The organism is Bacillus sp. JH7 (genome assembly GCF_001563515.1).
Taxonomy (GTDB): Bacteria; Bacillota; Bacilli; order Bacillales; family Bacillaceae_G; genus Bacillus_A; species Bacillus_A cereus.
Genome location: NZ_LPUS01000001.1, coordinates 1087041 through 1111321, shown reverse-complemented (window position 1 = coordinate 1111321; position 24281 = coordinate 1087041). Strand labels below are relative to the sequence as shown.

Below are 24281 nucleotides of genomic sequence, written 5' to 3'. Positions count from 1 at the left end.
ACAACTCTTAGCAGAGCTGTTTTTTTATCGAATATCTACAATGTCAAAGTGTTTCTCTGGTGTCCAACGATTCCCACCAATATCAATCCAGCCTTCTTTACGGAAGAATACTGTAAGTGGTTCTTTTGAGTTAATACTGCCTTTGTATGCGCCGTCAATTCCATCACAATAGCTTACTTCATATCCTTCTGGGAATTTTGATATTGCTTTGAAGGGTCTCCAATAATAATGCTCTGCTTTTACCCAACGGCTTCTACCTAAATCTAACCATACATCATTATCTTCTCCCCAGTACGCATCCCAATATAATACTTCTGCTGCTGTTGTAAAGTCCCCAAGATAGTTACCGTGTGGTCCATCGTAATAGTTAATGCCATATCCTTCCCAGTATATTGATTTTGCGAACCCAATCCCCTCTGGTTGCGGCGTACCACCAATGCCACCTTTTCCCAAGTAGTCTAACGGATTCACAGCATTACTCTTATTCATATTCCAGCTGCCTTTATGCATTTCAAAATGTAAATGCTGACCATAGGCTTGTCCTGTTTCTCCCATAACCCCGATTGTTTGTCCTTGTGTAACATAATCACCTTGTTTAACTGTACGAGAACCACTTCGCATATGAGCATATACGGTTTCCCATGTAACTCCATTAATATTATGGACAATCATAATACACTCACCGTAACTAGTTGAAAAATACGAACGACTAACTTGCCCTCCTGCTGCTGCATAAATTGGATGATAGCCTGCTTCGGCAAGGTCTATCCCATGATGATCTGGTCTGTCACCCCTAAAACCACTCGTTACTCTCGTTGTATCTGTTGGATAAATAAATGTTGCCATATAAATCTTCCTTTCTATTTCTATATTTATTATTTTTAAATATATTGTAGGTTTTCCAACCTTAAAATGAACAAGACAGAACATTTCCCTATTGTTATCTACTATTAAAATATCTATCTTGTAACCATAAGTTAAATGTCACTGAAATTAGTCAAAAATATCGAAAGCTATTATTCTATATAACTAACTTTTCTTGCCTAAAACACCGTTTAAAGATAAAAAAACAACTCTTAACAGAGCTGTTTTTTTATCGAATATCTACAATGTCAAAGTGTTTCTCTGGTGCCCAACTATTCCCACCAATATCGATCCAGCCTTCTTTACGGAAGAATACTGTAAGAGGTTTTTTTGAGTTAATACTGCCTTTGTATGCGCCGTCAATTCCATCACAATAGCTTACTTCATATCCTTCTGGGAATTTTGATATTGCTTTGAAGGGTCTCCAATAATAATGCTCTGCCTTTACCCAACGACTTCTACCTAAATCTAACCAAACATCATTATCTTCTCCCCAGTACGCATCCCAGTATAATACTTCTGCTGCTGTCGTAAAGTCCCCCAGATAGTTACCGTGTGGTCCATCGTAATAGTTAATACCATATCCTTCCCAGTATATTGATTTTGCGAACCCAATTCCTTCTGGTTGCGGAACACCGCCTGCGGTAAAATCTACATATTGTTTTACAATTTCAGCGTAGAAAAAATTCCCGCCATTTTTATATCGATAACCGCCATTGTACGCCACTGCGATAGGATGACTATATCGAACCATTGTACCATTTGTATTACCAAGAGATGGTGCAACGACGGTTTTAGAATACAAGTCCGCCACAGATAATGAATGCTGTTTATTATTATTTGCTAACCATCGAATGTACGCACGTCCAAAATTATACGATTGCACAATAGCACTTAAATCAGTAATGCCGTAATTCTTTGCATCTGCAAACGCTCCTTTTAGATGCATTACTCCGTAGTGAATGGATTCCTTCGGATTGTTAATTGAATTCGCAGGTCTCCCTTGGGATTCACTTGACTGCATAATATCGGGAGTCGTTTCAGAATCCCCACCACTCTCCACCATAATAATTCCAAGAACATAAGGCACTAACTCTGATACACCTTGTGCATTACATTCTTCTTCTACCATTGTCTTCCATCTCAAAACCTTTTGCGGCAGATTCACTGTTGTAGCTAAAGCGACTAATTGATCCATTACTAAACATCTCCTTATTTTTCTATTATTTTCATCTAAAAAAGTACTACTTTACGAAATATGACTATCAGCCAAATACCAATTAATCTATAAAATCACTACATGTTGCTCACCTTCTTTCACAACAAAAAGAGCAACCATAAAAATAGTTGCCCTTTCGTCGAAATCTTATATTACTACTATAAATCACTTTTTCAATACTTTCTGTACACTGCATGTATCCTACAAAAAGGTAACACTAAAATCCATCTAAAAACTTGACAATCTTCCTTATTTCAGCATGTTTTCGGCGTATATAGCCTGTACTATAATGTAATTCAAACGCAATTTGCTCTAAAGTCATTCCATCAACATATTTCATTTTAAGTATTTGATGATCCAGTCCTGTAAACTTATTAATTAAAAGCTTTAAATCACACTCTTCATTCATTTTATGAGCTAATTCATATTCAATTGCTTCAATACGCCCTTCTACCTTAGCCCCTTCCGATTCAGCGGTTAATCTTACATTTTGCAAATCACCGCTAATCCAACGCTTCAATTCGGCTTTTGATTTATCTAAGTTGTATTCTAAATAAGCAATTTCTTCTTCTAACTTCTTATAATCTTTGAGCCATTCGAACACTTACTGATTCACCCACTTCCATTCTTTTTACAAAGTCTCTTAATACTAATTTAATAGAATGAATATGCTTATTAGCCTTTTCAATCTTTATTACCTGTAAATTATCTTTCATTTTATAAACACAACCCTTTCCTAACATTTTTGACCCTCTATTGATAAGTTCATTACATCTTTAGAATTCCGATATCGTAATTAATTCCTGAATCCTTTTGAAAAAACTTCTAACAGTCCCCATAGAACCTTAAGAAAGAAAATGAAATTACAAATGGTTCATACTTGATCCAAACATTCACTACTACCTTTATAATACTGTTCACTATGCATTGGGAATCTTTAAAGAATATAATTGTATTATTATTTTATTAACATAATATATTTTAAAATAACAAAATCACCTAACATTTTTTCTTATGACTTATATTTATTTAACACTTCTTGTAATCTCTCACGCTCTTCATCAATAGACTGCACGGTTTTTCTTTCCCCTTCTGGATTTGTTGATTCATCATCTTTATATAACCAATCGGGTACAATCTCTTTTCTATTTGAATACTTCCTACCTGTCCCGTTATATTTCTTTTTCTTGCTCATTTCGAAACGTCTATCTAGTGTAGCCACATCAACTAATGTTTTAACTTCTTGCTCCTTCCAATTCCTCAATATAGCCTTAATGTAGTTCCATCTTGGTGCATTCTCATCAACGGCTTTATTAATTGCATGCTGAATTAACTCATCACTAAACAAATTACAAAAATCCCCCAACTCTGCAATTGCAATTTCACTTAACGGAATGCCCATCCCCTTAATAAAGTTACAACTTACTTTAACCCTCTCATTGATGAATACACGAGATTCTAATTTATCCATATCATCATAATGATTAGTATTTTGTATATTAGTATTTCGTTTATTAGTAGTTAGTCTATTAGTATTTAGTAGTTTCTGATTTTCCTCATATGGCTTTACCACATCTTGGTTTTCCACTTGTGGCATGTTCCTTTGTGGCGTTTCGTAAATTTCCGTATCCCACCTTGTAATTTTTTTCGTATTCCCATCACGAACAGGATAACGTTTTACATAACCTAATTCTTTTAATTCCTTAAAACCTGTACGGAGTGAATCTTCTCCATCCTTAGCATGTCGAGCTAACTCGCTAATATGAAAAGTCCAATCGTCTGGTAATGTAAGCGCATAGGCTAAGATCCCTTTCGCTTTCCATGACAACCTTTCATCTTTTAAACCAGTATTATTTATAACGGAATAATTACTATCTTTTTTCACTCGAATAATCCCCATACTAGCCACCTCATAAATTCTCAAAAACGGTATTCAATGTTATACTTATCTAGAGATATTTTTTCTTATAGAATCCGCTGCAACGGATTCTTTTCTTATGCATTCATTCAAAACAATCATGCTATCCATATCTATTTTCTTCTAAACCTCTCTTATTCCTCAAATTCAACATCCACTTGAATTTCGATATTCATTGGAATTTCTTGTGTTATACGAATCACATTTTGACTCATTCCTTTTTGAATAAGCTTTCTAACCTGCTCTTTTGCATCTTCTTTTGTTTTAAATTCACTGACAGTTGGTAACCCTGCTAAACTGCTAGTAATCACTAAAATCTTTCTTTGCATGTTCTTTCCTCCTACTGAATGTCTGCCATATTTATTTGTGAGTTTTTAACTGTAATTTCTTCATTTAAAACAGTTGGAATTGAATATTCTTCATTAATAATTTGTATTGCTCTATCCAAATGATGACGCTTAATAGCTTTATAACTATTCACACCAAATTCCCGATGTAACTGACTGTAAATGTCTCTATATAACTTCCTTCTAAGGCCGATATCCTGATAAGAATTTGAATTTTTACCTCCCAATAATATAACGCCTAACCTTTTTACAGCCCTTGTTATTTCTTCACACTCGATAGCATAAAGCGGCATATTTTCTCGCAATCCCTTCACCTCAGACTTAATCTCTTGTATCTCCTGAGTATGTCCTTCTAACGCAGCAAATGTTAACTTTAAAACCCCCATTGGATCCTTTGGCACATTTTGTTGATTTTGTATATACTGCTTCATTCGTTTGAACTCTTTCATAAATTTAATTTTCATTCCAACCGCTTCTCTACTGGTATATCCCATAACAAGTAACGTGAATGCTTCTTCTGTTAAATCATATTTAGAGATTCGCCTGTTCTTTGAATTAACATAAGTGGACTCGTGAAAATTTTCTCCTCCAAACTCTTCACCTACATATACAATTTGTTTTCGAACTTCCTTCAAAACGTCCAAGTGATTTTTTTTGAATATCTTCGCAATTACCAAACTATCCGTTACTACTTTGCCATTAACTTCAAATACTAATGAACTATGTACTGATGAGTCAGTTAATTGCCTCATCCTCATCTCCTCCTCACTACTAATTTTGGGCTATCTTTATTGCATTGAGATAATTTCGCACTACCCATAATTCGTTACTTTCTTTTTACAAATTAACTAGTTATCGGAATTTAAATTAAATACTTTGATATGAACCCTCTTATTAAATCATCATTTAATAATTCGATTATAGCGTTACATTTTAAGTAAATCTCCTCCGATTTCAATTCGCTTCATTTTCTTCAAATTCAAAAAGATATTCCAAACTATGTTCTGGAAAAAAAGTTTTCTTAATTTCAAAAGCTTCATCATAATAAAAACGAAATTTACCATTTATTTTGTCGCTCACTGTTGCGTGGCGAAGTTTCAGATGCGAAGAAATTTGTGTAATCATAATTCTTTTTCTCGCCATCTCTGCACGCAAATTCGGATACATTGACTCACCACCTGTTTTCCTTGTACGATATTGCGTTCATTTCCATTTAAATATAAACTCAATTTCGTATTTAGTCAACAAAAAAACGTATTTAAATACTCAATTTCGTATATACTTCTATTTACTAACAATTTTAGTTAGGTTATGATATATACAGAAATACGCAATATCGTATACATTTTAATAAGAAAGATGGTGAAAGTAATGAAAAAAGCAGAGGTTGTAACACGCTTAATAAAAGAAGCTGGCTATAGCAAAAGAGCCTTCGCCGAAAAAATAGGTCTCCCCCCCACAACACTGCAATCCATGTTATCAAGAGGGATTGGTAAAGCGTCTGTTGATAATGTCATAAAAGTTTGTAAGGGATTAGGAATCACTACTGATGATTTAGAAAGACTCGCAACTCAAGAGGACAATACTGTTAAAGAAGAAGTTTCTATTTATGAAACCATCCAAAATGATCAATCAAACATTATTCATATTCCTATCATTGGTTCTGTAGCAGCTGGTACACCTATATTCGCCGAAGAAAATATTGAAGGCTATTTACCCATGCTGAGTACATTTTTAAACAAGCGTAAAAAGTATTTTTATCTTACTGTAAAAGGCACTAGCATGAATCTCGAATTCCCTGATGGTTCTTATGTTTTAGTAGAGGAAACTCCTTATGTTGAAAACGGACAAATTGCTGTTGTAAAAGTCAATGGTTATGATGCTACCGTGAAAAAGATTTCAAAATCCGGAAGCATCATTACTTTAATACCATTGAGTAATGACCCTATCCACGAACCAAAAACTTACGACCTTTCAGCTGAAGATGTAAAAATAATTGGTCGCGTTGTACAGGCAGTAAAGAATTATTAAGTTATAGCACAAGTGATTTAAAAAAAGATAAAATCCCTTCTTTTGAAAAGATTTTCTTAGTAACATGATTCAAAATAACCAAAAATAATCCATTACCTAGTAGTTAATATATCCAATAACTTCACTAAAAAAGCCCTGATACCGTAGTATCAAGGCTTTTTCATTTCACAAATTATATAAAACTTACGTTTATCTGATAATGTTTTTCTATGATATCACTACTTGTTATTAATTCGTGGCTTTTATGTGGCTTTTTTCATTTTGCAACCACATAAAAGTGTAATAATTGGGAATTAAAAAATCCTTGATACGAGTTGTATCAAGGGTTCAAGCCTCTTAGTATAGAGACATATATTGATCGCGTTCCCATTGGTGAACTTGTGTTCTAAATATATCCCACTCAATCTCTTTCGCTTCGATGAAGTGCTCAAGTAAGTGTTCTCCTAGTGCACCGCATACTACTTCATTAGATTGTAATGTAACTAATGCTTGCGCTAATGTTGCTGGTAAGTCAACGATACCTGCTTCTTCGCGCTCTTCTTTTGTCATTACATAGATGTTACGATCTACTGCTGCTGGTGGAGTTAATTTGTTTTTAATTCCATCAAGACCTGCAGCTAATAATGTAGCCATTACTAAATATGGGTTTGCAGCTGGGTCAACACTACGTACTTCTACGCGTGTACTAATACCACGAGATGCAGGGATACGTACTAACGGACTACGGTTTTGTGCAGACCATGCTACGTAACAAGGCGCTTCATATCCAGGCACTAGACGTTTGTATGAGTTTACAGTTGGGTTTGCTATCGCTGTAAATGCTGGTGCATGTTTTAAAATACCTGCGATGAAGTGACGAGCATCATCACTTAATTGTAAGTCACCGTTTGCATCAAAGAATACGTTCTCACCATTTTTAAATAATGATAAGTTACAGTGCATACCTGAACCGTTCACACCGTATAGTGGTTTTGGCATAAACGTTGCGTGTAAACCATGTTTACGAGCAATTGTTTTTACAACAAGTTTGAATGTTTGAATGTCATCACATGAGCGAATTGCATTTGCATATTTAAAGTCAATTTCGTGCTGCCCTGGAGCAACCTCATGGTGAGATGCTTCAATTTCAAATCCCATTTCTTCAAGTTCAAGAACGATATCACGACGACAGTTTTCCCCTAGATCCATCGGCGCAAGGTCGAAGTATCCACCGTTATCGTTTAGTTCTAATGTTGGATTTCCTTTTTCATCAACCTTAAATAGGAAGAATTCTGGCTCTGGTCCAAGATTGAAGTCTGAAAATCCTAAAGCTTCCATTTCTTTTAACACACGTTTTAAGTTGTTACGTGGGTCTCCATCAAATGGAGTGCCATCTGCATTGTAAATATCACAGATTAGTCGAGCTACTTTACCTTTTTCAGCTGTCCAAGGGAAAATTACCCAAGTGTCTAAATCAGGATATAAATACATATCAGATTCTTCAATACGTACGAAACCTTCAATCGAAGATCCATCAAACATCATTTTGTTATCAAGAGCTTTCGTTAATTGTCTCACTGGAATCTCTACGTTTTTAATTACCCCTAAAAGGTCCGTAAATTGTAAACGGATATACTTTACATTCTCTTCTTTCGCCAAACGGAAAATATCTTCTTTTGTGTATCTAGACATTATAAATTCCTCCTTAGTCCCTCTAATCGCCTTCAGAATCAGTTATCTTTAGTGAAAAAATCTTGAAATGTCACCTTGTCGCAATGAAGTTCGATTGAATCTACCTGTATGTTGTAGTTCATCTCGAAGTATTTTGCGAAGCTCAGTTTTTGAAATTTCTTTCGTTTCTTCTTTTACTTTCACTGCTTCTGTTTGATTTTCTTTCATTAGTAACACTTGTTTAATACCAGCCATATTCAAGCCTTGATCTAACAAATCTTTAATTTCTAACAACTTATCTACATCGTTAAATGAAAATAATCTACGATTCCCCTTTGTACGGGTTGGAGAAACAAGATTATGCTCTTCATAGTAGCGAATTTGACGTGCAGACAATTGTGTTAAATCCATAACAATACCAATAGGAAACAGCGGGGCAGAACGTCTATCTTCTTTCATTTTTCAGTTCCTCCTTCGCCTTAACTGCTTCTCATTTTATACTATGTTATGTTTAGTGTCAATAGATGTTAGCTTTTCTTACATGATTTTTTATAATTTTTTTTATGAATTTTTTCATTCTTTTTTCTAATCGCATAAATCATTACTTTTATACGAAAAAAGCTGCCGAAATCGACAGCTTCCCCTTAAGAAATTGTTAATAATTCTTTTTCAATTAATGCATCAATTGCAGAACAAATCGCAATCTTCACATGTGAATAAGTTAACCCACCTTGGACGTAAGCAACATAAGGCGGACGAATTGGACCATCAGCAGACAATTCAATACTTGCACCTTGAATAAATGTTCCCGCAGCCATAATTACATCATCTTCATAGCCTGGCATATAGTTTGCATACGGAGTAAAATGCGAATTAATTGGAGATGCATATTGAATCGCTTGGCAGAAGGCAATCATACGGTCTTTATCATCAAATTGAACAGATTGAATTAAGTCTGTTCTTGGTGCATTCCACGCTGGTGACGTGTTCATTCCTAACTTTTCTAAAAACGCAGCTGTAAAAATTGCACCTTTCAGCGCTTGTCCTGCAACATGTGGCGCTAAGAAGAACCCTTGATACATTTCTTGCAGACTGTATAAAGACGCTCCAGCTTCCGCGCCAATTCCCGGAGATGTTAAACGATATGCACACGCTTCAACATACTGTTCTTTCCCGACAATATAACCACCAGTTTTAACAATTCCGCCGCCCGGGTTTTTAATAAGCGAACCCGCCATTAAATCTGCACCAACATGACATGGCTCTTGCTCTTCAATAAACTCGCCATAACAGTTATCTACAAACACAACAACATCAGGTTTAATTTCTTTAACAAACGCGATCATCTCTTTAATTTGAGAAATAGTAAACGATGGACGAGTAGCATAACCTTTCGAGCGCTGAATACCGATCATTTTCGTATTATTATGAATCGCTGCTGCAACAGCCTCAAAATCAACAAGCCCAGCTTCAGTTAGCGGAACTGCATTGTAACCGATATTATATTCTTTAAATGAACCTACACCTTTCCCACGCACACCAACAATTTCCTCTAACGTATCATACGGTTTCCCAGTGATATACAATAACTCATCTCCCGGGCGTAAAATACCAAATAACGCTGTAGAGATAGCGTGAGTACCTGAAATAATTTGCGGACGAACAAGTCCAGCTTCCGCCCCAAATACATCAGCATACACTTTTTCTAACGTATCACGGCCAATATCATCATAACCATAACCTGTTGTCGGGATAAAATGCGAGTCACTAATTTTATGTTTACGAAAACTTTCTAATACACGAAACTGATTGCTTTCAATTACTTCATCCGCACGTTTATGTACTTCTGTAATCTGACTCTCTACTTCTTTTACGATTGGAGCAATTTTTTCTCCATTTTTCAAACGATCAAACATTTTTATTTTCTCCTTCTTCCACTAAAAATCTCTTTAATTGCACATTAAGCGATGAATGAGTAAAAATATACCCTGCACAATCATATACAAATTTATCTTCTAGAAACTCCATCTTTGCTAATAGAGTTTCCGTCTTTAAAAGCGTTAACAACTTACCTTCACTCGGAGGGATTTCCACTCGATAACGATCCATTTCTTTCTTCATCTTCGTTTCTATCGCTTCTTTTATACGCAATAAATCACTTTCTTCAAAAGCACTAGTCATTAAGAAATCACTTTTCGGAAACGGAATAAAGTTTTGATGTAATTCATCTTTTTTATTATATAACGTAATAACAGGAATATGGTTAATTTCAAGTTCTGATAATAATCTTTTTACTGTTTTTTCATGCCCTATGTAGTTAGGATCCGCGGAATCAACTACATGTAAAATGACATCTGCTTCCCCCGCTTCTTCCAGTGTTGAACGAAAAGCAGCGATTAATGAAGTAGGTAAATCTTGTATAAAACCAACAGTATCAGTTAGTAATACTGTATAACCAGAAGGTAACGGCATCTTCCTTGTCGTTGGGTCTAATGTTGCAAACAGAAGGTTTTCTTCAAACGTATCAGCTTCCGTTAATCTATTAAACAGTGTCGATTTCCCTGCATTTGTATACCCTATTAATGACACTTGAAATACTTTATTATCTTTTCTTCTCTCACGATATCTTTTTCGATGTTCCACAACAACTGCAAGTTGTTTCTTTATTTCATCAATACGCGATCGAATATGACGACGATCCGTCTCTAATTTCGTCTCACCCGGTCCCCTTGTTCCAATACCACCACCAAGACGCGATAAGGACAATCCTTGCCCCATAAGACGCGGCATTGTATATTGCAACTGAGCTAATTCTACTTGAAGCTTACCTTCCCTCGACTTCGCACGTTGCGCAAAAATATCCAGTATTAGTTGCGTTCGATCAATTACTCTCGCATCTAATACTGAGGATAAATTCCGAATTTGACTCGGCGTTAATTCATTATTAAATACAATAACATCCGGCTCTAACTCTTCAGTTAACATTGTAAGCTCTTCTAATTTCCCTTTACCTATGTAAGTTGCCGGATGAAACTTTGGTCGTTTTTGCGTTGTTGACACTAACAATTCTGCTCGTGCAGTCTTCGCTAGTGATGCAAGCTCTTTCATGGAATGCATAAATTTTTCATCATCATCTTGTGGCAATTGACAGCCTACTAATATGACTTTTTCTTTTTCTTCCATCAAATATGTTCACTCATCCTTTTCGAAATTTAAACCTTCTAATATAATAGCAGAGGAAGCACATTTCATCTAGTTAGCGGGGGAGAAAATTCATGGCATGGGAGATTTTTAGCATCATAGGCACAATCGCTTTCGCACTAAGCGGAGCCATTGTTGCAATGGAAGAGGATTATGATATTTTCGGGGTGTATATTTTAGGAATGGCAACCGCATTTGGGGGAGGTGCCCTTCGTAATTTATTAATCGGTTATCCGATTGTCGCGTTTTGGCAACAAGACATGTTATTCCAAATCGCACTTTTATCAATGACTATTATTTTTCTTTTTCCAAATAAGTTAATTAGACATTGGAAAAAGTGGGAAAATATCACTGACGCTATCGGCTTATCGGCATTTGCTGTACAAGGAGCATTATATGCCCAAAAATTAAATTTACCAATTAGCGCCACAATTGTAGCAGCTGTTTTAACTGGTATCGGCGGCGGTATCATTCGCGATCTTTTAGCCCGCAGAAAACCTCTCGTTCTTCGAGCTGAAGTATATGCCTTTTGGACAATTTTAGCAGGTTTCTTAATTGGAGCTCAAATTATTGTTAGCGATTGGGCTCTTTACATTCTATTCATTTTAATTGTTTGCTTCCGCATGGTTTCTATTCATTACAAATGGCATTTACCGCACAGACGTATCGAAACGAAAGAACGTTCAATGCATAAATAGCAATCTAACCTCTTTACATATCGTAAAGAGGTTTTTCTTTTCTAACGATTTTTTCTTTATATAATGTTTATACTAATTTTTAAAGTGAGGTGAATACAAATGACAAACCACGTTAATAAAGGAGCTCAAAAAAGCTCAGTAAATCAATTTGGACACGATCCTAATTCAGCACACGAAAAGAGCGCTAAAATGGAACACTTCCATAAAACACACCAAGAAAAAGCAAAAAAAGAGTAAACGAACTTATACACAAAAATTGACGCACAGTTTATGTACTGTGCGTCTCCTCTTCGAGCATCAAATCCACACTCGATATTCCAATTAAATCATTTTTATCATACGCATCTTCTTGCAACAACCGCATCGCCTGTGTACGAATTGATTTTTCAACAATATTCCGTACATATCGCCCATTACTAAACGATGTAATTTGCGACGAATACTTCACCGCATGTAAATGATCCCTAAATTTCCATTCAGCTTCTTTTGATAACTGATATTCACGATCTTCATACATTCTCTTCCCAATTTCCAATAGCTGATTTACCGAGTAATCCGCAAACTCAATAATAAATGGAAAACGAGATTGAAGCCCTGGATTTAATGAAAGAAAGTGATTCATCTCTCTTGAATATCCAGCTAAAATCAATACAAAACCATGTTGTTTATCTTCCATATGTTTTACAAGCGTATCAATTGCTTCTTTTCCAAAGTCCTTCTCTCCTCCTCGAGCTAAAGAATACGCCTCATCAATAAACAAAATACCTCCCATTGCTTTTTTTATTAAATCTCTTGTTTTTTGGGCTGTATGGCCGATGTACTCTCCTACAAGATCAGCACGTTCAGCTTCAACCAAGTGGCCTTTCGATAGAATATTCATCTCAAACAGCAATTTTCCTATCATTCTAGCAACAGTTGTCTTCCCTGTACCTGGATTCCCTTTAAACAGCATATGAAGTACTTGCTTCTCTGACTTCAATCCCTTTTCTTGTCTTTTTTTATTCACATAAATCCAAGCATATATTTCTTTTATTATCTTTTTTATATCCTCCATCCCAACAAGCTTCCCCATCTCTTCTTCAATTCTCTGCAGCATTTCATGTTTAATTGCAGTTTCATTTGAAATTACCGTTTTATTTTCTGCGGCTGGCAAAGAAATTTTCTTTCGATGGTTTAACACAATATTAATTTGATTGTTGTTTTTCTTTCGCATCGATTGTTCCATACAATCACCTCATTTTATCCACTCACCAAATATTATTATTCCTGTCCCCCTTGTAAATGCCTATTTTCAGAAAAGTTTGCTATAATATAAGAAATAATTAAGGTGGTGGGACTATGGAGACAACGGAATTCCATGATACAATACAAGCCTTTTCTATTTTTTTATTGAATAAAGGCCGAAAACCCTCAACTATTAAACGTTATGTTTATGACATTGAAGACTTCGGACATTGGTTAGAAAAAAACAAAAAGCTCCCTTCCAGTAATATATGGGCTACACTTTGTACAAAAGACTACGAAGATTACTTTTCCGATTTAAAAACGAATCGACATTACTCAGAAAAAACGATGCATCGTGTATTTATTGTACTAAATAGAATGCATCATTTTCTAAACATTCCTAATCCATTGAAGAATATGGAAATATCTATTCAACCAGACCGTACACTTCGTAACGAAGATTTCATTTCACCTGATGAAGAAAAAAGGTTAAAGTATATAGTCACTTCATTAGAAGGACTTTCAGAAAAACAACTTCCTGTGCGCCCCTTATTAATGGATCGCAATATTGCTATTTTAAATCTATTGATTGACTACGGTTTATCCTTACAGGAACTTACAGCATTAACAATGCATCACGTTCACTTTGAAACTAATACATTATCAATCCCAGCAACCGCAGGTGTAGAAAGAACAATTACATTAGCAAAAGAAGACAAAAAACAACTATATAATTATTACAAAAGCATCCCAGAACCAGTTCGTCCTAAATACCATAGTGATGATCCATTATTTGTCGCATTCGATTTTAACCGTGGAACATACAGGTGGGTATATGAAAATGATGCACCAAAGGCATTAACGGAAATTGCTATACAAAAAATGATTCGCCTCGAAGTGGCTAGAGCCAATTTACGTAAAGGAATTTCAGGACAACATTTTCGTAACACCTATATTTTAAACTTAATAAAAAAAGAAACTCCTGAATCAGAAATTATAAAACTCGCTGGATTCAAATCAAAAATTTCCTTAAAGCGATATTATCAATACGCAGAAAATAGAAAAAACGCCTTATTGTAAGGCGTTTTTTCTATTTTTTCTTTAAACAAACGATTTTACTATGACCATTTAACTAATTTCTGCATCTACTATGATGAGTTTCGTTCACATTTTCGTGAGAAAGGAGAGATTTAATGTCTCGTTATAACGACAATCAAAACAAATTCTCCAAACCATGCTTTCCAAGTAGCGCCGGACGAATCCCGAATACTCCATCAATCCCAATTACTAAAGCTCAACTTAGAACATTTCGTGCGATTATTATTGATTTAACAAAAATAATCCCAAAACTTTTCGCAAATCCATCTCCCCAAAATATTGAAGACCTAATCGATACATTGAACCTACTGAGTAAATTTATTTGTTCACTAGACGCTACTTCCTCCCTGAAAGCACAAGGGTTAGCTATTATTAAAAACTTAATAACTATATTAAGAAATCCAACCTTTGTAGCAAGCGCTGTATTTATTGAGCTTCAAAATCTCATTAACTATTTACTATACATTACAAAATTATTCCGAATTGACCCTTGCACACTTCAAGAGCTCCTTAAATTAATAGCAGCATTACAAACTGCTCTAGTTAATTCTGCTTCGTTCATTCAAGGACCTACCGGACCTACTGGACCAGCAGGCGCTACTGGTGCCACTGGGCCTCGAGGTAACACGGGCGCTACTGGCGCCACTGGACCTCAAGGTAACACGGGCGCTACTGGCGCTACCGGTGCCACTGGGCCTCGAGGTAACACGGGCGCTACCGGCGCTACTGGGCCTCGAGGTAACACGGGCGCTACTGGCGCTACCGGTGCCACTGGGCCTCGAGGTAACACAGGCGCTACTGGTGCCACTGGACCTCAAGGTAACACGGGCGCTACTGGCGCTACCGGTGCCACTGGGCCTCGAGGTAACACAGGCGCTACCGGTGCCACTGGGCCTCGAGGTAATACGGGCGCTACTGGCGCTACTGGGCCTCAAGGTAACACGGGCGCTACTGGCGCCACTGGACCTCGAGGTAATACGGGCGCTACCGGTGCCACTGGGCCTCAAGGTAACACGGGCGCTACTGGCGCTACTGGCGCCACTGGACCTCGAGGTAATACGGGCGCTACCGGTGCCACTGGGCCTCGAGGTAATACGGGCGCTACGGGCGCTACCGGTGCCACTGGGCCTCAAGGTAACACGGGCGCTACTGGCGCTACCGGTGCCACTGGGCCTCAAGGTAACACGGGTGCTACTGGTATAGGAGTTACCGGACCTACTGGACCTTCTGGCGGGCCTCCTGGACCTACTGGACCTCAGGGACCTCAAGGTAACACAGGTGCTACTGGTGCCACTGGACCTCAAGGTGTTCAAGGTAACACAGGCGCTACTGGACCTCAAGGTGTTCAAGGTAACACGGGTGCTACTGGTGCCACTGGACCTCAAGGTGCTCAAGGTAACACGGGTGCTACTGGTGCCACTGGACCTCAAGGTGTTCAAGGTAACACAGGTGCTACTGGCGCTACTGGACCTCAAGGTGTTCAAGGTAACACAGGCGCTACCGGGCCTCAAGGCATTCAAGGACCAACGGGTGCTACCGGCGCTACTGGCATAGGAGTTACTGGACCTACTGGACCTTCTGGTGGACCTACCGGACCTACTGGGCCTACTGGACCTAGCTTCCCTATAGCAACAATTGTTGTAACAAACAATATTCAGCAAACAGTACTGCAATTTAATAATTTTATTTTTAGTACTGCAATTAACGTAAACAATATTATCTTCAACGGCACAGATACAGTTACTGTTATTAACGGTGGTATTTATGTAATTAGCGTATCCATTTCTACAACTGCGCCAGGATGCGCTCCACTCGGAGTAGGAATTTCAATTAATGGAGCAGTCGCAACTGATAATTTCTCTTCAAATTTAATAGGCGACTCACTTTCATTTACTACAATAGAAACATTAGCAGCTGGTGCAAGAATCTCTGTCCAATCTACACTTAATGAGATTACGATCCCTGCAACAGGAAATACTAACATCCGCCTTACTGTATTTAGAATCGCTTAAATTTCACTATATATTGTTTATGACAAATAAAAAAAGAGCGAGGAAACTCGCTCTTTTTTGTTATGTACAATAATTCATTACTATTCTAATTCAATTGAAACATTTTTTTGTGGTACAAATGTAGAAATTGCATGTTTATAAATAAGCTGTTGCTTACCTTCTGTTTCCAGCAGGACTGTAAAATTATCAAATCCTTTAATTAGTCCACGAAGCTGGAAACCATTTAATAAGTACAGCGTAACAAACGTATTTTCTTTACGGAGTTGATTTAAAAACTGATCTTGAATATTGATTGATTGCTTCATGTCGAATCCTCCTCTTTTTCTCTACTTACTATTATTCGACTTTACTTGTAACTTTCCTTCTATGTATCGTAAAATTTCTGACGTTTTTTCACCGTTTGTAACATCAAACCACGTGACATCCATTTTATTACGGAACCACGTTAATTGACGCTTTGCATAACGACGCGAATTCGTCTTTAATTGTGATACCGCATCTTCTAAAGAAACTCGATTCTCAAAATAATCATAGATTTCTTTATATCCAATCGCTTGAATAGATTGACAATCTCGTATCCCTCTATTATACAGCCCTTCTACTTCCTCTAATAGGCCTTGTTCCATCATCAAATCCACTCGTAAGTTAATGCGATCGTATAGCATTTCTCGATCCATTGTCAAGCCAATTAATGAAACATCATAGAGTAACTCTTTTTCTTGTTTCTCAATTTGTTCACTCATTTTTTCACCCGTTGTGCGAAAAATTTCTAAAGCCCGAATGACACGTCGTACATTATTTGCATGAATACGCTCCGCACTTTCTGGATCTACTTCTTGCAATTTTTTATGTACATATTCCACACCGCGTTCTAAAGCTAACTTTTCCATTTGCTCTCGGTATATCACATCACCAGCATCATCTGTAAACTGATAATCGAATAAAACAGATTGTATATAAAGACCGGTCCCACCAACTATAATTGGTAATTTACCACGTTCTGTAATTTCTCGAATATGCTTGCGAACACGTTCTTGAAATTCCGCGACAGAAAATGAATCTTCCGGATTTTTTATATCGATCATATAATGTGGAATTCCGTCCATCTCTGCTTTTGTTACCTTTGCAGTTCCAATATCCATCGTTCGATAGATCTGCATGGAATCACCACTAATAATTTCACCGTTCAACGCTTTGGCAAGATTGATACTTAACTTCGTCTTTCCAACAGCAGTTGGTCCAATGATGACAGCAACTTTTTCACGTTGCACTTCTCCCATATCATTCAACTCTCTTTATGTAATATACTCCATCTATTGATTATACCCAATCTTACCAATTTTAACGGCATGATTGCAAGTTCTTTCATTTCGGTACATGAAATTATACAGAAAAAAGAACATAGTTTGTCCAATTCTGCATATACATGATAAAAATAGTTTCGAGAGGATGAGTTAACTATGAAACAATCCACCATCAATTTTTCATCTTTGACAAAAGACCTCATTTTAGCTACTTCTATAAAAGAACAAAATTGTTCACAAGAGGAATTATACTTCGCCCTAAATTGTTTACTACGGGCTTTTCATTCTACCCTTCATGAAACAACATTACATCCAGAAAATAAAAATACAGAATATATACAAACGCAATTTTGCAGTGCATATAAAATTATTACAGGTAAAACTATTTATCCATTTCAATAATCCATAAAAAGCGGCTGCTTACATAATTTCAAGCAACCGCTTTTTATATTAATATCGATAACCTATTGTATAACTTTCACTTTTACAGATTTGCGCCCCCAGCTATTAGCACTACCATCTGAACCGACTAATACATCAATACGATTTCCTTTAATCGCACCACCAGTGTCTCCAGCAATCGCTTCTCCATATCCTTCTACCCATACTTTTGATCCAAGCGGAATTACTTTCGGATCAACAGCAATTACTTTCATATTTGGATTTGCTGTTAAATCATGCCCCATTGCAGTTAATACACGACCACCATACGAACCATTCTCACTCGGATCTGCTGTATATGCCGTCGCTTCTACTGTAATTTCACGACCACCAGTAGGCGCACTTGTTTCAGTAGATTTTGCAACTGGTTTTGCAGCCGGTTTTTCTTTTACCACAGGTTTACTTGATTCTACATTCTTAATAGAATCGTTACTCTTAACAGACTCTTTATTCTTAACTACTGTATTATTTTTAACCGGCGTATTTGTTCTAGCTGGCGCTTCTTCTTGAGCTACAACCTCTTTCTTTTCGATTACAGGTGCTGTTCCTGTTAAAAATGGCACGTGAACATATCCAACTTTTCCATTGTAGTCAAATTGTAACCATTCATTTTGAACTTGATTCGTCGTTTCAATCACATCATTTTTATTAAGTTTACCTAAAATTTCAGAATCAGTATTCGCTCCAGCACGAACATTTAATACGCCCGCCGTTACATAATATGTGCTCTTTGTAAAATCGGCACTTACAAACGCTTCCTTACCGTTCAACTTAATTTTTGTCCATCCATTTTCTGTATTTATAACATCTAGTGTATTCCCACTTAACACTTTACCTACAAGCTTTGACTCTACATTTGGGTTTTCTCTAACATTTAATACGTCTGTTGTTACAATTGTTTCCGCTTTAGCAGAACCCGCAAAAATCCCAAGACCAAAAACTGCTGCTGTTGCTATACCTAATAATTTTTTCATGAATAGCCTCCATTTGCTTTGTTTTCGTATTTTCATTATAGCAACAGATTTTTAGAATTTTTAGAAATCACACAATTACAAAGCATTCGTAATATACGATTAACGAGTTGTAACATAAATTTCCATATTAATAAAATGTATTTCTCATACAATCTCCAGTGGTTTTCATATATTTTTCATATACGAGCACAAGAACTTTTTTCCAGAAAAAATTACAGTGTTACTTTTTTGTTACAAAAAATTCACAATTCGTTACATCTTTTACCAAAAAACATCAATATTTAATTGTTAACCTATTTTTTTGTAATAAAAAGAGAGCAGCTACTAAAAGCTGCTCTCTTTTCATTTGTTATTGAACTTTCTTTTTCCAAACACCTAGCATAATAGCCGAGACAATCGTTCCAATTAATATAGAGAAAATATATAGTAACGGTTTATTTACTAACGCTATTACAAATAATCCACCATGCGGTGCTGGTAATGTAATTTGGAATAACATAGATAACGCACCTGCAATACTTGAACCAACAACACAACTTACAATTACTCGAACCGGATCTGCAGCTGCAAACGGAATCGCACCTTCTGTAATGAACGATGCTCCCATAATATAATTTGTTAAACCAGATTTACGTTCCGCTTCTGTAAACTTTGATTTAAAGAATGTAGTTGCAAATGCAATCGCAAGTGGCGGTACCATACCACCAGCCATAACTGCTGAGTGCACTCCAAAATTCTGTGCTTCTATTGCAGCAATACCAAACGTAAACGCCGCTTTATTAATTGGACCACCCATATCAATTGCCATCATACCACCTAAAATAAGACCTAGTAATATAGCATTCGTACCGTTTAAACCATTTAACCACCCTGTCAACATTTCATTTAATGCTACTACAGGCGGAATCACTGCTTTTTGCATTACAACTCCTGTAATCAATAATCCAAAGACTGGATATAACAAAACAGGTTTAATTCCTTCTAATTGTACTGGTAGTCCTGAAAATAATCTTTTCAACCCTAAAACAACATATCCAGCTAAGAAACCAGCAATTAATCCACCTAAAAAGCCAGCATTCGCATTCGCCGCTAAAAATCCACCTACAACACCAGGCATAAAACCAGGACGATCAGCAATAGAACTTGCAATAAATCCAGCTAAAATTGGTACAAGGAATAAAAACGCACCTGTTTTTCCTCCACCAATTGACATGAACAATTCAGCTAAAGGACCTTCCGCCTTTATACCACCAAACGAAAACGCTAGCGCTATTAAAATCCCGCCGCCAACAACGAACGGAAGCATATTACTTACGCCATTCATTAAATGCTTATAAATTCCTAATCCTTTTTCTTTTTCCGTACTTTCTGCCTTTCCATCTTCTTTTACACCTTTAAAGATTGGTGCATCTTGCTTTACAGCTCGATTAAGAAGTGTTTCCGTTTTTCTAATCCCATCAGCGACTGGTACTTGAATGACATGTTTACCAGCAAAACGATTCATTTCTACTTGTTTATCCGCCGCAACAATAATAGCTGTTGCACGTTCAATATCCTCTTTCGTTAAACCGTTTTTAATACCTGTCGATCCGTTTGTTTCAACTTTAATCGCTATTCCTAACTCTGTCGCTTTTGCTTTTAAGCTATCCGCTGCCATATATGTGTGAGCGATTCCAGTTGGACAAGCTGTAACAGCAAGTACGTACGGTTCATTTACTTCTGGTTTTGCGACTTCAATCTCTTCTTCTTTTTCATTCTCTTTTTCATCAAATAGTTGAAGAAGCTCACTTTCATCCTTTGCTTCTAATAGTTGCTTGCGAAATCCTTCATCCATTAATAATGTCGATAAACGAGACAACGTTTCTAAATGAGTATTATTCGCTCCTTCACTTGCAGCAATCATAAAGAATAAGTGTGCTGGCTGTCCGTCAAGCGACTCATAATTGATACCGCTTACACTTCTACCAAAACAAATCGATGGTTGTTTAACAGCCTTTGTCTTCGCATGAGGTATTGCAATACCTTCCCCTATTCCAGTCGTACTTTGGGACTCCCGCTTTAAAATAGCTTCTTTAAATTCCATTTTACTATTTAAACGATTTGCCCCATTTAATTTCTCAACTAATTCATCTATGACAGCTTCTTTATTTGAAGCTGTCAAATCCATAATGACTGTATCTCTTTTTAATAGTTCTGTAATTTTCATATGTTGCTTCCCCCTATCGCTTAGCTACAATTACTTGCGACAATAATTCTTCTACTTTTTCCTTCTGACATAAATCAGCTGAAAATGCTGTTGCACTCCCTGTTGCAACGCCGTATTGAAATGCCTTTTCAATATCTTTTGTCTGTTCATATTTGCCTACAAACCCTGCAACAAGAGAATCTCCGGCCCCAACTGAATTAATTACAACACCTTTTGGAACAGTCGCTTCATATATACCTTCTGCCGTAAATAATAAAGCTCCCTCTCCAGCCATCGATACGATAACGTGTTTTATACCTTGTTCAATTAATTTTCTTCCATAAGGTAAAACGTCCTCTACTGTTGAAAGCTCCACTCCAAACAACTCACCAAGTTCATGATGGTTTGGCTTAATTAAAAATGGCTTATTTTTAATTACATGCTGCAGTGCACTTCCACTCGCATCGACTACTACTCGAATACCTTTTTCAGCTCCGAGCGCTGCGATTGATTCATAAAAGGTAGTTGGGATAGATGCAGGTACACTTCCAGCTAGCACAACGCAATCTCCCTGCTTCATACTTTCGATTTGTTTCATTAATTGTTCAAATTGCTCATTTGTCACATTAGGACCTTGCCCATTTAATTCTGTCTCTTCTTGCCCTTTTATTTTCACATTAATTCGGGAATCTCCGTCTACTTGGATGAAGTTTGTCATTACGCCTTCCGCCTGTAATACACCTTTAATAAATTGACCGGTGAATCCACCAGTAAATCCAAGTGCTATATTTTCCACACCTAAACGATGGAGAACGCGAGAAACATTAATCCCTTTTCCTCCAGGAAACTTCATATCTTTCTCTGCTCGATTGACTGCGCCTAAATCAAAGGAATTAACTTGTACTACATAATCAATAGATGGGTTTAAAGTAACTGTATAGATCATTGTTTATCAGCCTCAATTACATTGGTTTGTCTTTTATATTTTTCTAAATCAATTTCTAAATGGTTTGTAATAATATTTGCTTCTTCAACATTTGCAATTTTCGCAAATGCAACTTCTGAAAACTTACTTTCATCAATTAAGAAATATCCTTCGTTTGCTAATGTTAATGCCATTTGTTTTAAGAACGCTTCTTCTGGATCTGGCGTTGTAAAGCCAAGCTGTTCATGTACACCATTTGCACCTAAAAAACATTTATCAAAACGATACTTCTGCATACTTTCCTGTGCCATAGCACCGATTAAAGCTTTCGTCCTACTCTTCATCATTCCACCTAGTAAATACGCACGAATATTATTTTCAACTAAAGCTTCAATATGCATAAGTCCATTCGTAACGACAGTCACATCTTTATTTATTAAAAATGGAATCATTTCAAATGTTGTACTTCCTGCATCTAAATAAATACAATCACCTTGTTCAATAACGCTAGCCGCATAATTAGCAATTTGTTGTTTTATTTGAATGTTTTTGGATGATTTTTCAACCATCGTTGGTTCTTGCCCTTTTCCTGTTAAAACAGCGGCACCACCATGAACTCTTTTTAATAACCTTTGCTTTTCCAATTGTGCTAAATCACGGCGAATTGTCGACTCAGAGCTTTCTGTTCTTTCAACTAATTGCTGTAATTTTACAACTTTCTGTTCTTTTACAAGTTGCAATATCATTTGATGACGTTCAGGAGTTAACATTTTATTCACCTCTTCTTTGATTACAGTATAATGAAAACGGTCACAAAAATCAACCACAAACAATCAAAAATAATCAAAAACACCCATAAACATTTATAAACAGCAAAAAGAAACCTATTCGATTAAACAATCAAATAGGTTTCTTTTCTAAATTCACTTATAAAGAAGCTTTATATATACTTAAAACATCATCTTTATTTAATTTTTTAAAGTTACCAAATTCACCATACGCCATCGCTTTATTAGCCATTATATCAATTTCATTTTCTCCAATACCGTAATCAGCTAATGTTGCTGGCGCTTCAATTGAAGTCCAAAATTGACGCAGTGCCTTAATTCCTTCTAAAGCCACTTCTTTATCTGTTTTGCCATCTGTTTCTATATCAAATACACGAATAGCGAACTGTTTAAAACGACTTACATTTTCCTCTACAACATGTTTCATCCAGTTCGGGAATAAAATCGCAAGGCCACCCCCGTGTGGTATATCATGAACAGCAGAAACTGCATGCTCAATATTATGAGTCGCCCAATCTCCTTTTACTCCCATCGCTAAAATGCCGTTTAACGCCATAGTACCACAATATAAAATAGTTTCTCTATGCTCATAATTTTCTAAATCACTTAAAAGCTTAGGTGCTGTCTCAATTACTGTTTTTAAAACAGCTTCACAATAACGATCTTGTAGTTCTGTATTCGTTCCATGATGGAAATATTGTTCTAATACGTGCGACATAATATCTACCATACCGTAAATTGTTTGATCTTTCGGTACAGAAGTAGTATGAACTGGATCTAAAATTGAAAACTGCGGGAAAGTAACTGGGCTACCCCATCCATACTTTTCATTCGTTTCCCAGTTTGTAATTACCGAGCCTGCATTCATTTCAGATCCTGTTGCTGCAAGAGTAAGTACAGTACCAAATGGTAATGCCTCATTAGCAAATGTGTTTTTCGTTACAATATCCCATACATCTCCATCGTACTTACTACCAGCTGCAATTGCCTTCGTACAGTCGATCACACTTCCTCCACCAACTGCTAAAATAAATTCAACACCATTTTCTTTACAAATTTGAATCCCTTTCTTTACAGTTGATACACGTGGATTCGGTTCAACACCTGTCAATTCAAATACTTCTGCATTTATATCCTTTAAAATAGAAATTACATTATCATAAATACCGTTTCTTTTAATGCTGCCTCCCCCGTATACGAGAAGAACTTTTTTACCGAACTGTGGAATTTCAGTTTTTAACTGCTCTAATTGACCTTTACCGAAAATAAGTTTCGTTGGATTACGAAATACAAAATTTTGCATATTCCTTTACCATCCCTTCTATATGAAAAGCAACTATACTTTTGTATACCATATTTTTTTCATTTCACAAAAATATTTGCTTAATAAAAAAATCCCAGC

The 24281-nt window shown here is 36.5% G+C and carries 26 protein-coding genes; 6 read left to right on the top strand and 20 right to left on the bottom strand.

All coding sequences use genetic code 11. The features are described from left to right. Positions 1-24: 24 nt before the first annotated feature. The 8 genes from AU379_RS05855 to AU379_RS05825 form a co-directional block, all read right to left on the bottom strand. Positions 25-846: a M23 family metallopeptidase gene (locus AU379_RS05855; RefSeq protein WP_030027267.1), complete on the bottom strand. Its 822-nt coding sequence runs from the start codon at positions 844-846 to the stop codon at positions 25-27. A gap of 247 nt (positions 847-1093) precedes the next feature. Continuing rightward, positions 1094-2062, bottom strand: a complete 969-nt coding sequence (locus AU379_RS05850; RefSeq protein WP_030027273.1) for a lysozyme family protein — start codon at positions 2060-2062, stop codon at positions 1094-1096. Between the two features lie 238 nt (positions 2063-2300). Continuing rightward, positions 2301-2687, bottom strand: a complete 387-nt coding sequence (locus tag AU379_RS05845; RefSeq protein ID WP_000464424.1) for a DUF1492 domain-containing protein — start codon at positions 2685-2687, stop codon at positions 2301-2303. After that, positions 2662-2826: a hypothetical protein gene (locus AU379_RS30475; protein WP_000900735.1), complete on the bottom strand. Its 165-nt coding sequence runs from the start codon at positions 2824-2826 to the stop codon at positions 2662-2664. Before AU379_RS30475 ends, AU379_RS05845 begins: the two co-directional genes overlap by 26 nt. Before the next feature lie 269 nt (positions 2827-3095). Continuing rightward, entirely contained in the window at positions 3096-3983 is an 888-nt protein-coding gene (locus AU379_RS05840) for a DnaD domain protein (RefSeq protein ID WP_048567460.1), read from the bottom strand. A 152-nt stretch (positions 3984-4135) separates the two neighbouring features. Beyond that, the gene (locus AU379_RS05835; protein ID WP_001189064.1) at positions 4136-4330 is read right to left on the bottom strand and encodes a hypothetical protein; all 195 of its coding nucleotides are present in this window, start codon (positions 4328-4330) and stop codon (positions 4136-4138) included. Positions 4331-4341: 11 nt separating this feature from the next. Further along, positions 4342-5100: an ORF6C domain-containing protein gene (locus tag AU379_RS05830; RefSeq protein WP_048567458.1), complete on the bottom strand. Its 759-nt coding sequence runs from the start codon at positions 5098-5100 to the stop codon at positions 4342-4344. A 202-nt stretch (positions 5101-5302) separates the two neighbouring features. Further along, positions 5303-5515, bottom strand: a complete 213-nt coding sequence (locus AU379_RS05825) for a hypothetical protein (RefSeq protein ID WP_000283431.1) — start codon at positions 5513-5515, stop codon at positions 5303-5305. A gap of 204 nt (positions 5516-5719) precedes the next feature. Between AU379_RS05825 and AU379_RS05820 the strand changes: the two genes are divergently transcribed. Then, the gene (locus AU379_RS05820) at positions 5720-6379 is read left to right on the top strand and encodes an XRE family transcriptional regulator (protein ID WP_033683142.1); all 660 of its coding nucleotides are present in this window, start codon (positions 5720-5722) and stop codon (positions 6377-6379) included. A 336-nt stretch (positions 6380-6715) separates the two neighbouring features. Here the strand turns inward: AU379_RS05820 and glnA are convergent, their stop codons facing one another. The 4 genes from glnA to hflX form a co-directional block, all read right to left on the bottom strand. Then, a complete protein-coding gene (gene glnA / locus AU379_RS05815; RefSeq protein WP_000092763.1) occupies positions 6716-8050 on the bottom strand; it encodes a type I glutamate--ammonia ligase in 1335 nt (444 codons plus the stop codon). 48 nt (positions 8051-8098) lie between these two features. Continuing rightward, positions 8099-8488, bottom strand: coding sequence for a transcriptional repressor GlnR (glnR, locus tag AU379_RS05810; RefSeq protein WP_000656783.1), 390 nt, complete (start codon positions 8486-8488; stop codon positions 8099-8101). 185 nt (positions 8489-8673) lie between these two features. Continuing rightward, positions 8674-9945 (bottom strand): methionine gamma-lyase family protein, encoded by a 1272-nt coding sequence (locus AU379_RS05805; protein WP_000460289.1) that lies wholly within the window; start codon positions 9943-9945, stop codon positions 8674-8676. Further along, positions 9938-11212, bottom strand: coding sequence for a GTPase HflX (gene hflX / locus AU379_RS05800; RefSeq protein WP_000391395.1), 1275 nt, complete (start codon positions 11210-11212; stop codon positions 9938-9940). Before hflX ends, AU379_RS05805 begins: the two co-directional genes overlap by 8 nt. 92 nt (positions 11213-11304) lie before the next feature. Between hflX and AU379_RS05795 the strand changes: the two genes are divergently transcribed. Both AU379_RS05795 and AU379_RS30470 read left to right on the top strand, forming a co-directional pair. After that, positions 11305-11928, top strand: coding sequence for a trimeric intracellular cation channel family protein (locus tag AU379_RS05795; RefSeq protein ID WP_000312267.1), 624 nt, complete (start codon positions 11305-11307; stop codon positions 11926-11928). A gap of 99 nt (positions 11929-12027) precedes the next feature. Then, a complete protein-coding gene (locus tag AU379_RS30470) occupies positions 12028-12165 on the top strand; it encodes a hypothetical protein (RefSeq protein ID WP_000181501.1) in 138 nt (45 codons plus the stop codon). Positions 12166-12196: 31 nt separating this feature from the next. On the opposite strand, the gene spoVK is transcribed toward AU379_RS30470, so the two are convergent. Further along, positions 12197-13153, bottom strand: a complete 957-nt coding sequence (gene spoVK, locus AU379_RS05785) for a stage V sporulation protein K (protein ID WP_000438176.1) — start codon at positions 13151-13153, stop codon at positions 12197-12199. A gap of 113 nt (positions 13154-13266) precedes the next feature. Here spoVK and AU379_RS05780 point away from each other — a divergent pair, with 113 nt between their 5' ends. Beyond that, positions 13267-14232, top strand: a complete 966-nt coding sequence (locus AU379_RS05780; protein ID WP_000450319.1) for a site-specific integrase — start codon at positions 13267-13269, stop codon at positions 14230-14232. Between the two features lie 113 nt (positions 14233-14345). Further along, positions 14346-16262, top strand: coding sequence for a Gly-Xaa-Xaa repeat protein (locus tag AU379_RS05775; protein ID WP_061139002.1), 1917 nt, complete (start codon positions 14346-14348; stop codon positions 16260-16262). 80 nt (positions 16263-16342) lie between these two features. Here the strand turns inward: AU379_RS05775 and hfq are convergent, their stop codons facing one another. Then, a complete protein-coding gene (gene hfq, locus AU379_RS05770; protein WP_000813896.1) occupies positions 16343-16567 on the bottom strand; it encodes an RNA chaperone Hfq in 225 nt (74 codons plus the stop codon). A 21-nt stretch (positions 16568-16588) separates the two neighbouring features. Then, complete coding sequence (gene miaA, locus AU379_RS05765; RefSeq protein WP_000504958.1) at positions 16589-17542, bottom strand: tRNA (adenosine(37)-N6)-dimethylallyltransferase MiaA; 954 nt, start codon at positions 17540-17542, stop codon at positions 16589-16591. Positions 17543-17722: 180 nt separating this feature from the next. Here miaA and AU379_RS05760 point away from each other — a divergent pair, with 180 nt between their 5' ends. Further along, on the top strand, positions 17723-17968 hold the full coding sequence (locus AU379_RS05760) for a hypothetical protein (protein WP_000814426.1): 246 nt from the start codon (positions 17723-17725) through the stop codon (positions 17966-17968). Between the two features lie 62 nt (positions 17969-18030). Here AU379_RS05760 and entD read toward each other — a convergent pair whose 3' ends face one another. From entD to AU379_RS05735, 5 genes are all read right to left on the bottom strand, one after another. Next, positions 18031-18981 carry a cell wall-binding protein EntD gene (gene entD / locus AU379_RS05755; RefSeq protein WP_000734613.1) on the bottom strand — a complete coding sequence of 317 codons (951 nt, stop codon included), beginning with the start codon at positions 18979-18981 and terminating at the stop codon, positions 18031-18033. Positions 18982-19330: 349 nt separating this feature from the next. After that, positions 19331-21187, bottom strand: a complete 1857-nt coding sequence (locus AU379_RS05750) for a PTS fructose transporter subunit IIABC (RefSeq protein WP_000704599.1) — start codon at positions 21185-21187, stop codon at positions 19331-19333. Between the two features lie 13 nt (positions 21188-21200). Then, positions 21201-22112 carry a 1-phosphofructokinase gene (gene pfkB, locus AU379_RS05745; RefSeq protein ID WP_061139001.1) on the bottom strand — a complete coding sequence of 304 codons (912 nt, stop codon included), beginning with the start codon at positions 22110-22112 and terminating at the stop codon, positions 21201-21203. Beyond that, on the bottom strand, positions 22109-22861 hold the full coding sequence (locus AU379_RS05740) for a DeoR/GlpR family DNA-binding transcription regulator (RefSeq protein WP_061139000.1): 753 nt from the start codon (positions 22859-22861) through the stop codon (positions 22109-22111). Before AU379_RS05740 ends, pfkB begins: the two co-directional genes overlap by 4 nt. 157 nt (positions 22862-23018) lie before the next feature. Further along, the gene (locus AU379_RS05735; RefSeq protein ID WP_001179095.1) at positions 23019-24182 is read right to left on the bottom strand and encodes an iron-containing alcohol dehydrogenase; all 1164 of its coding nucleotides are present in this window, start codon (positions 24180-24182) and stop codon (positions 23019-23021) included. Positions 24183-24281 lie beyond the last annotated feature (99 nt).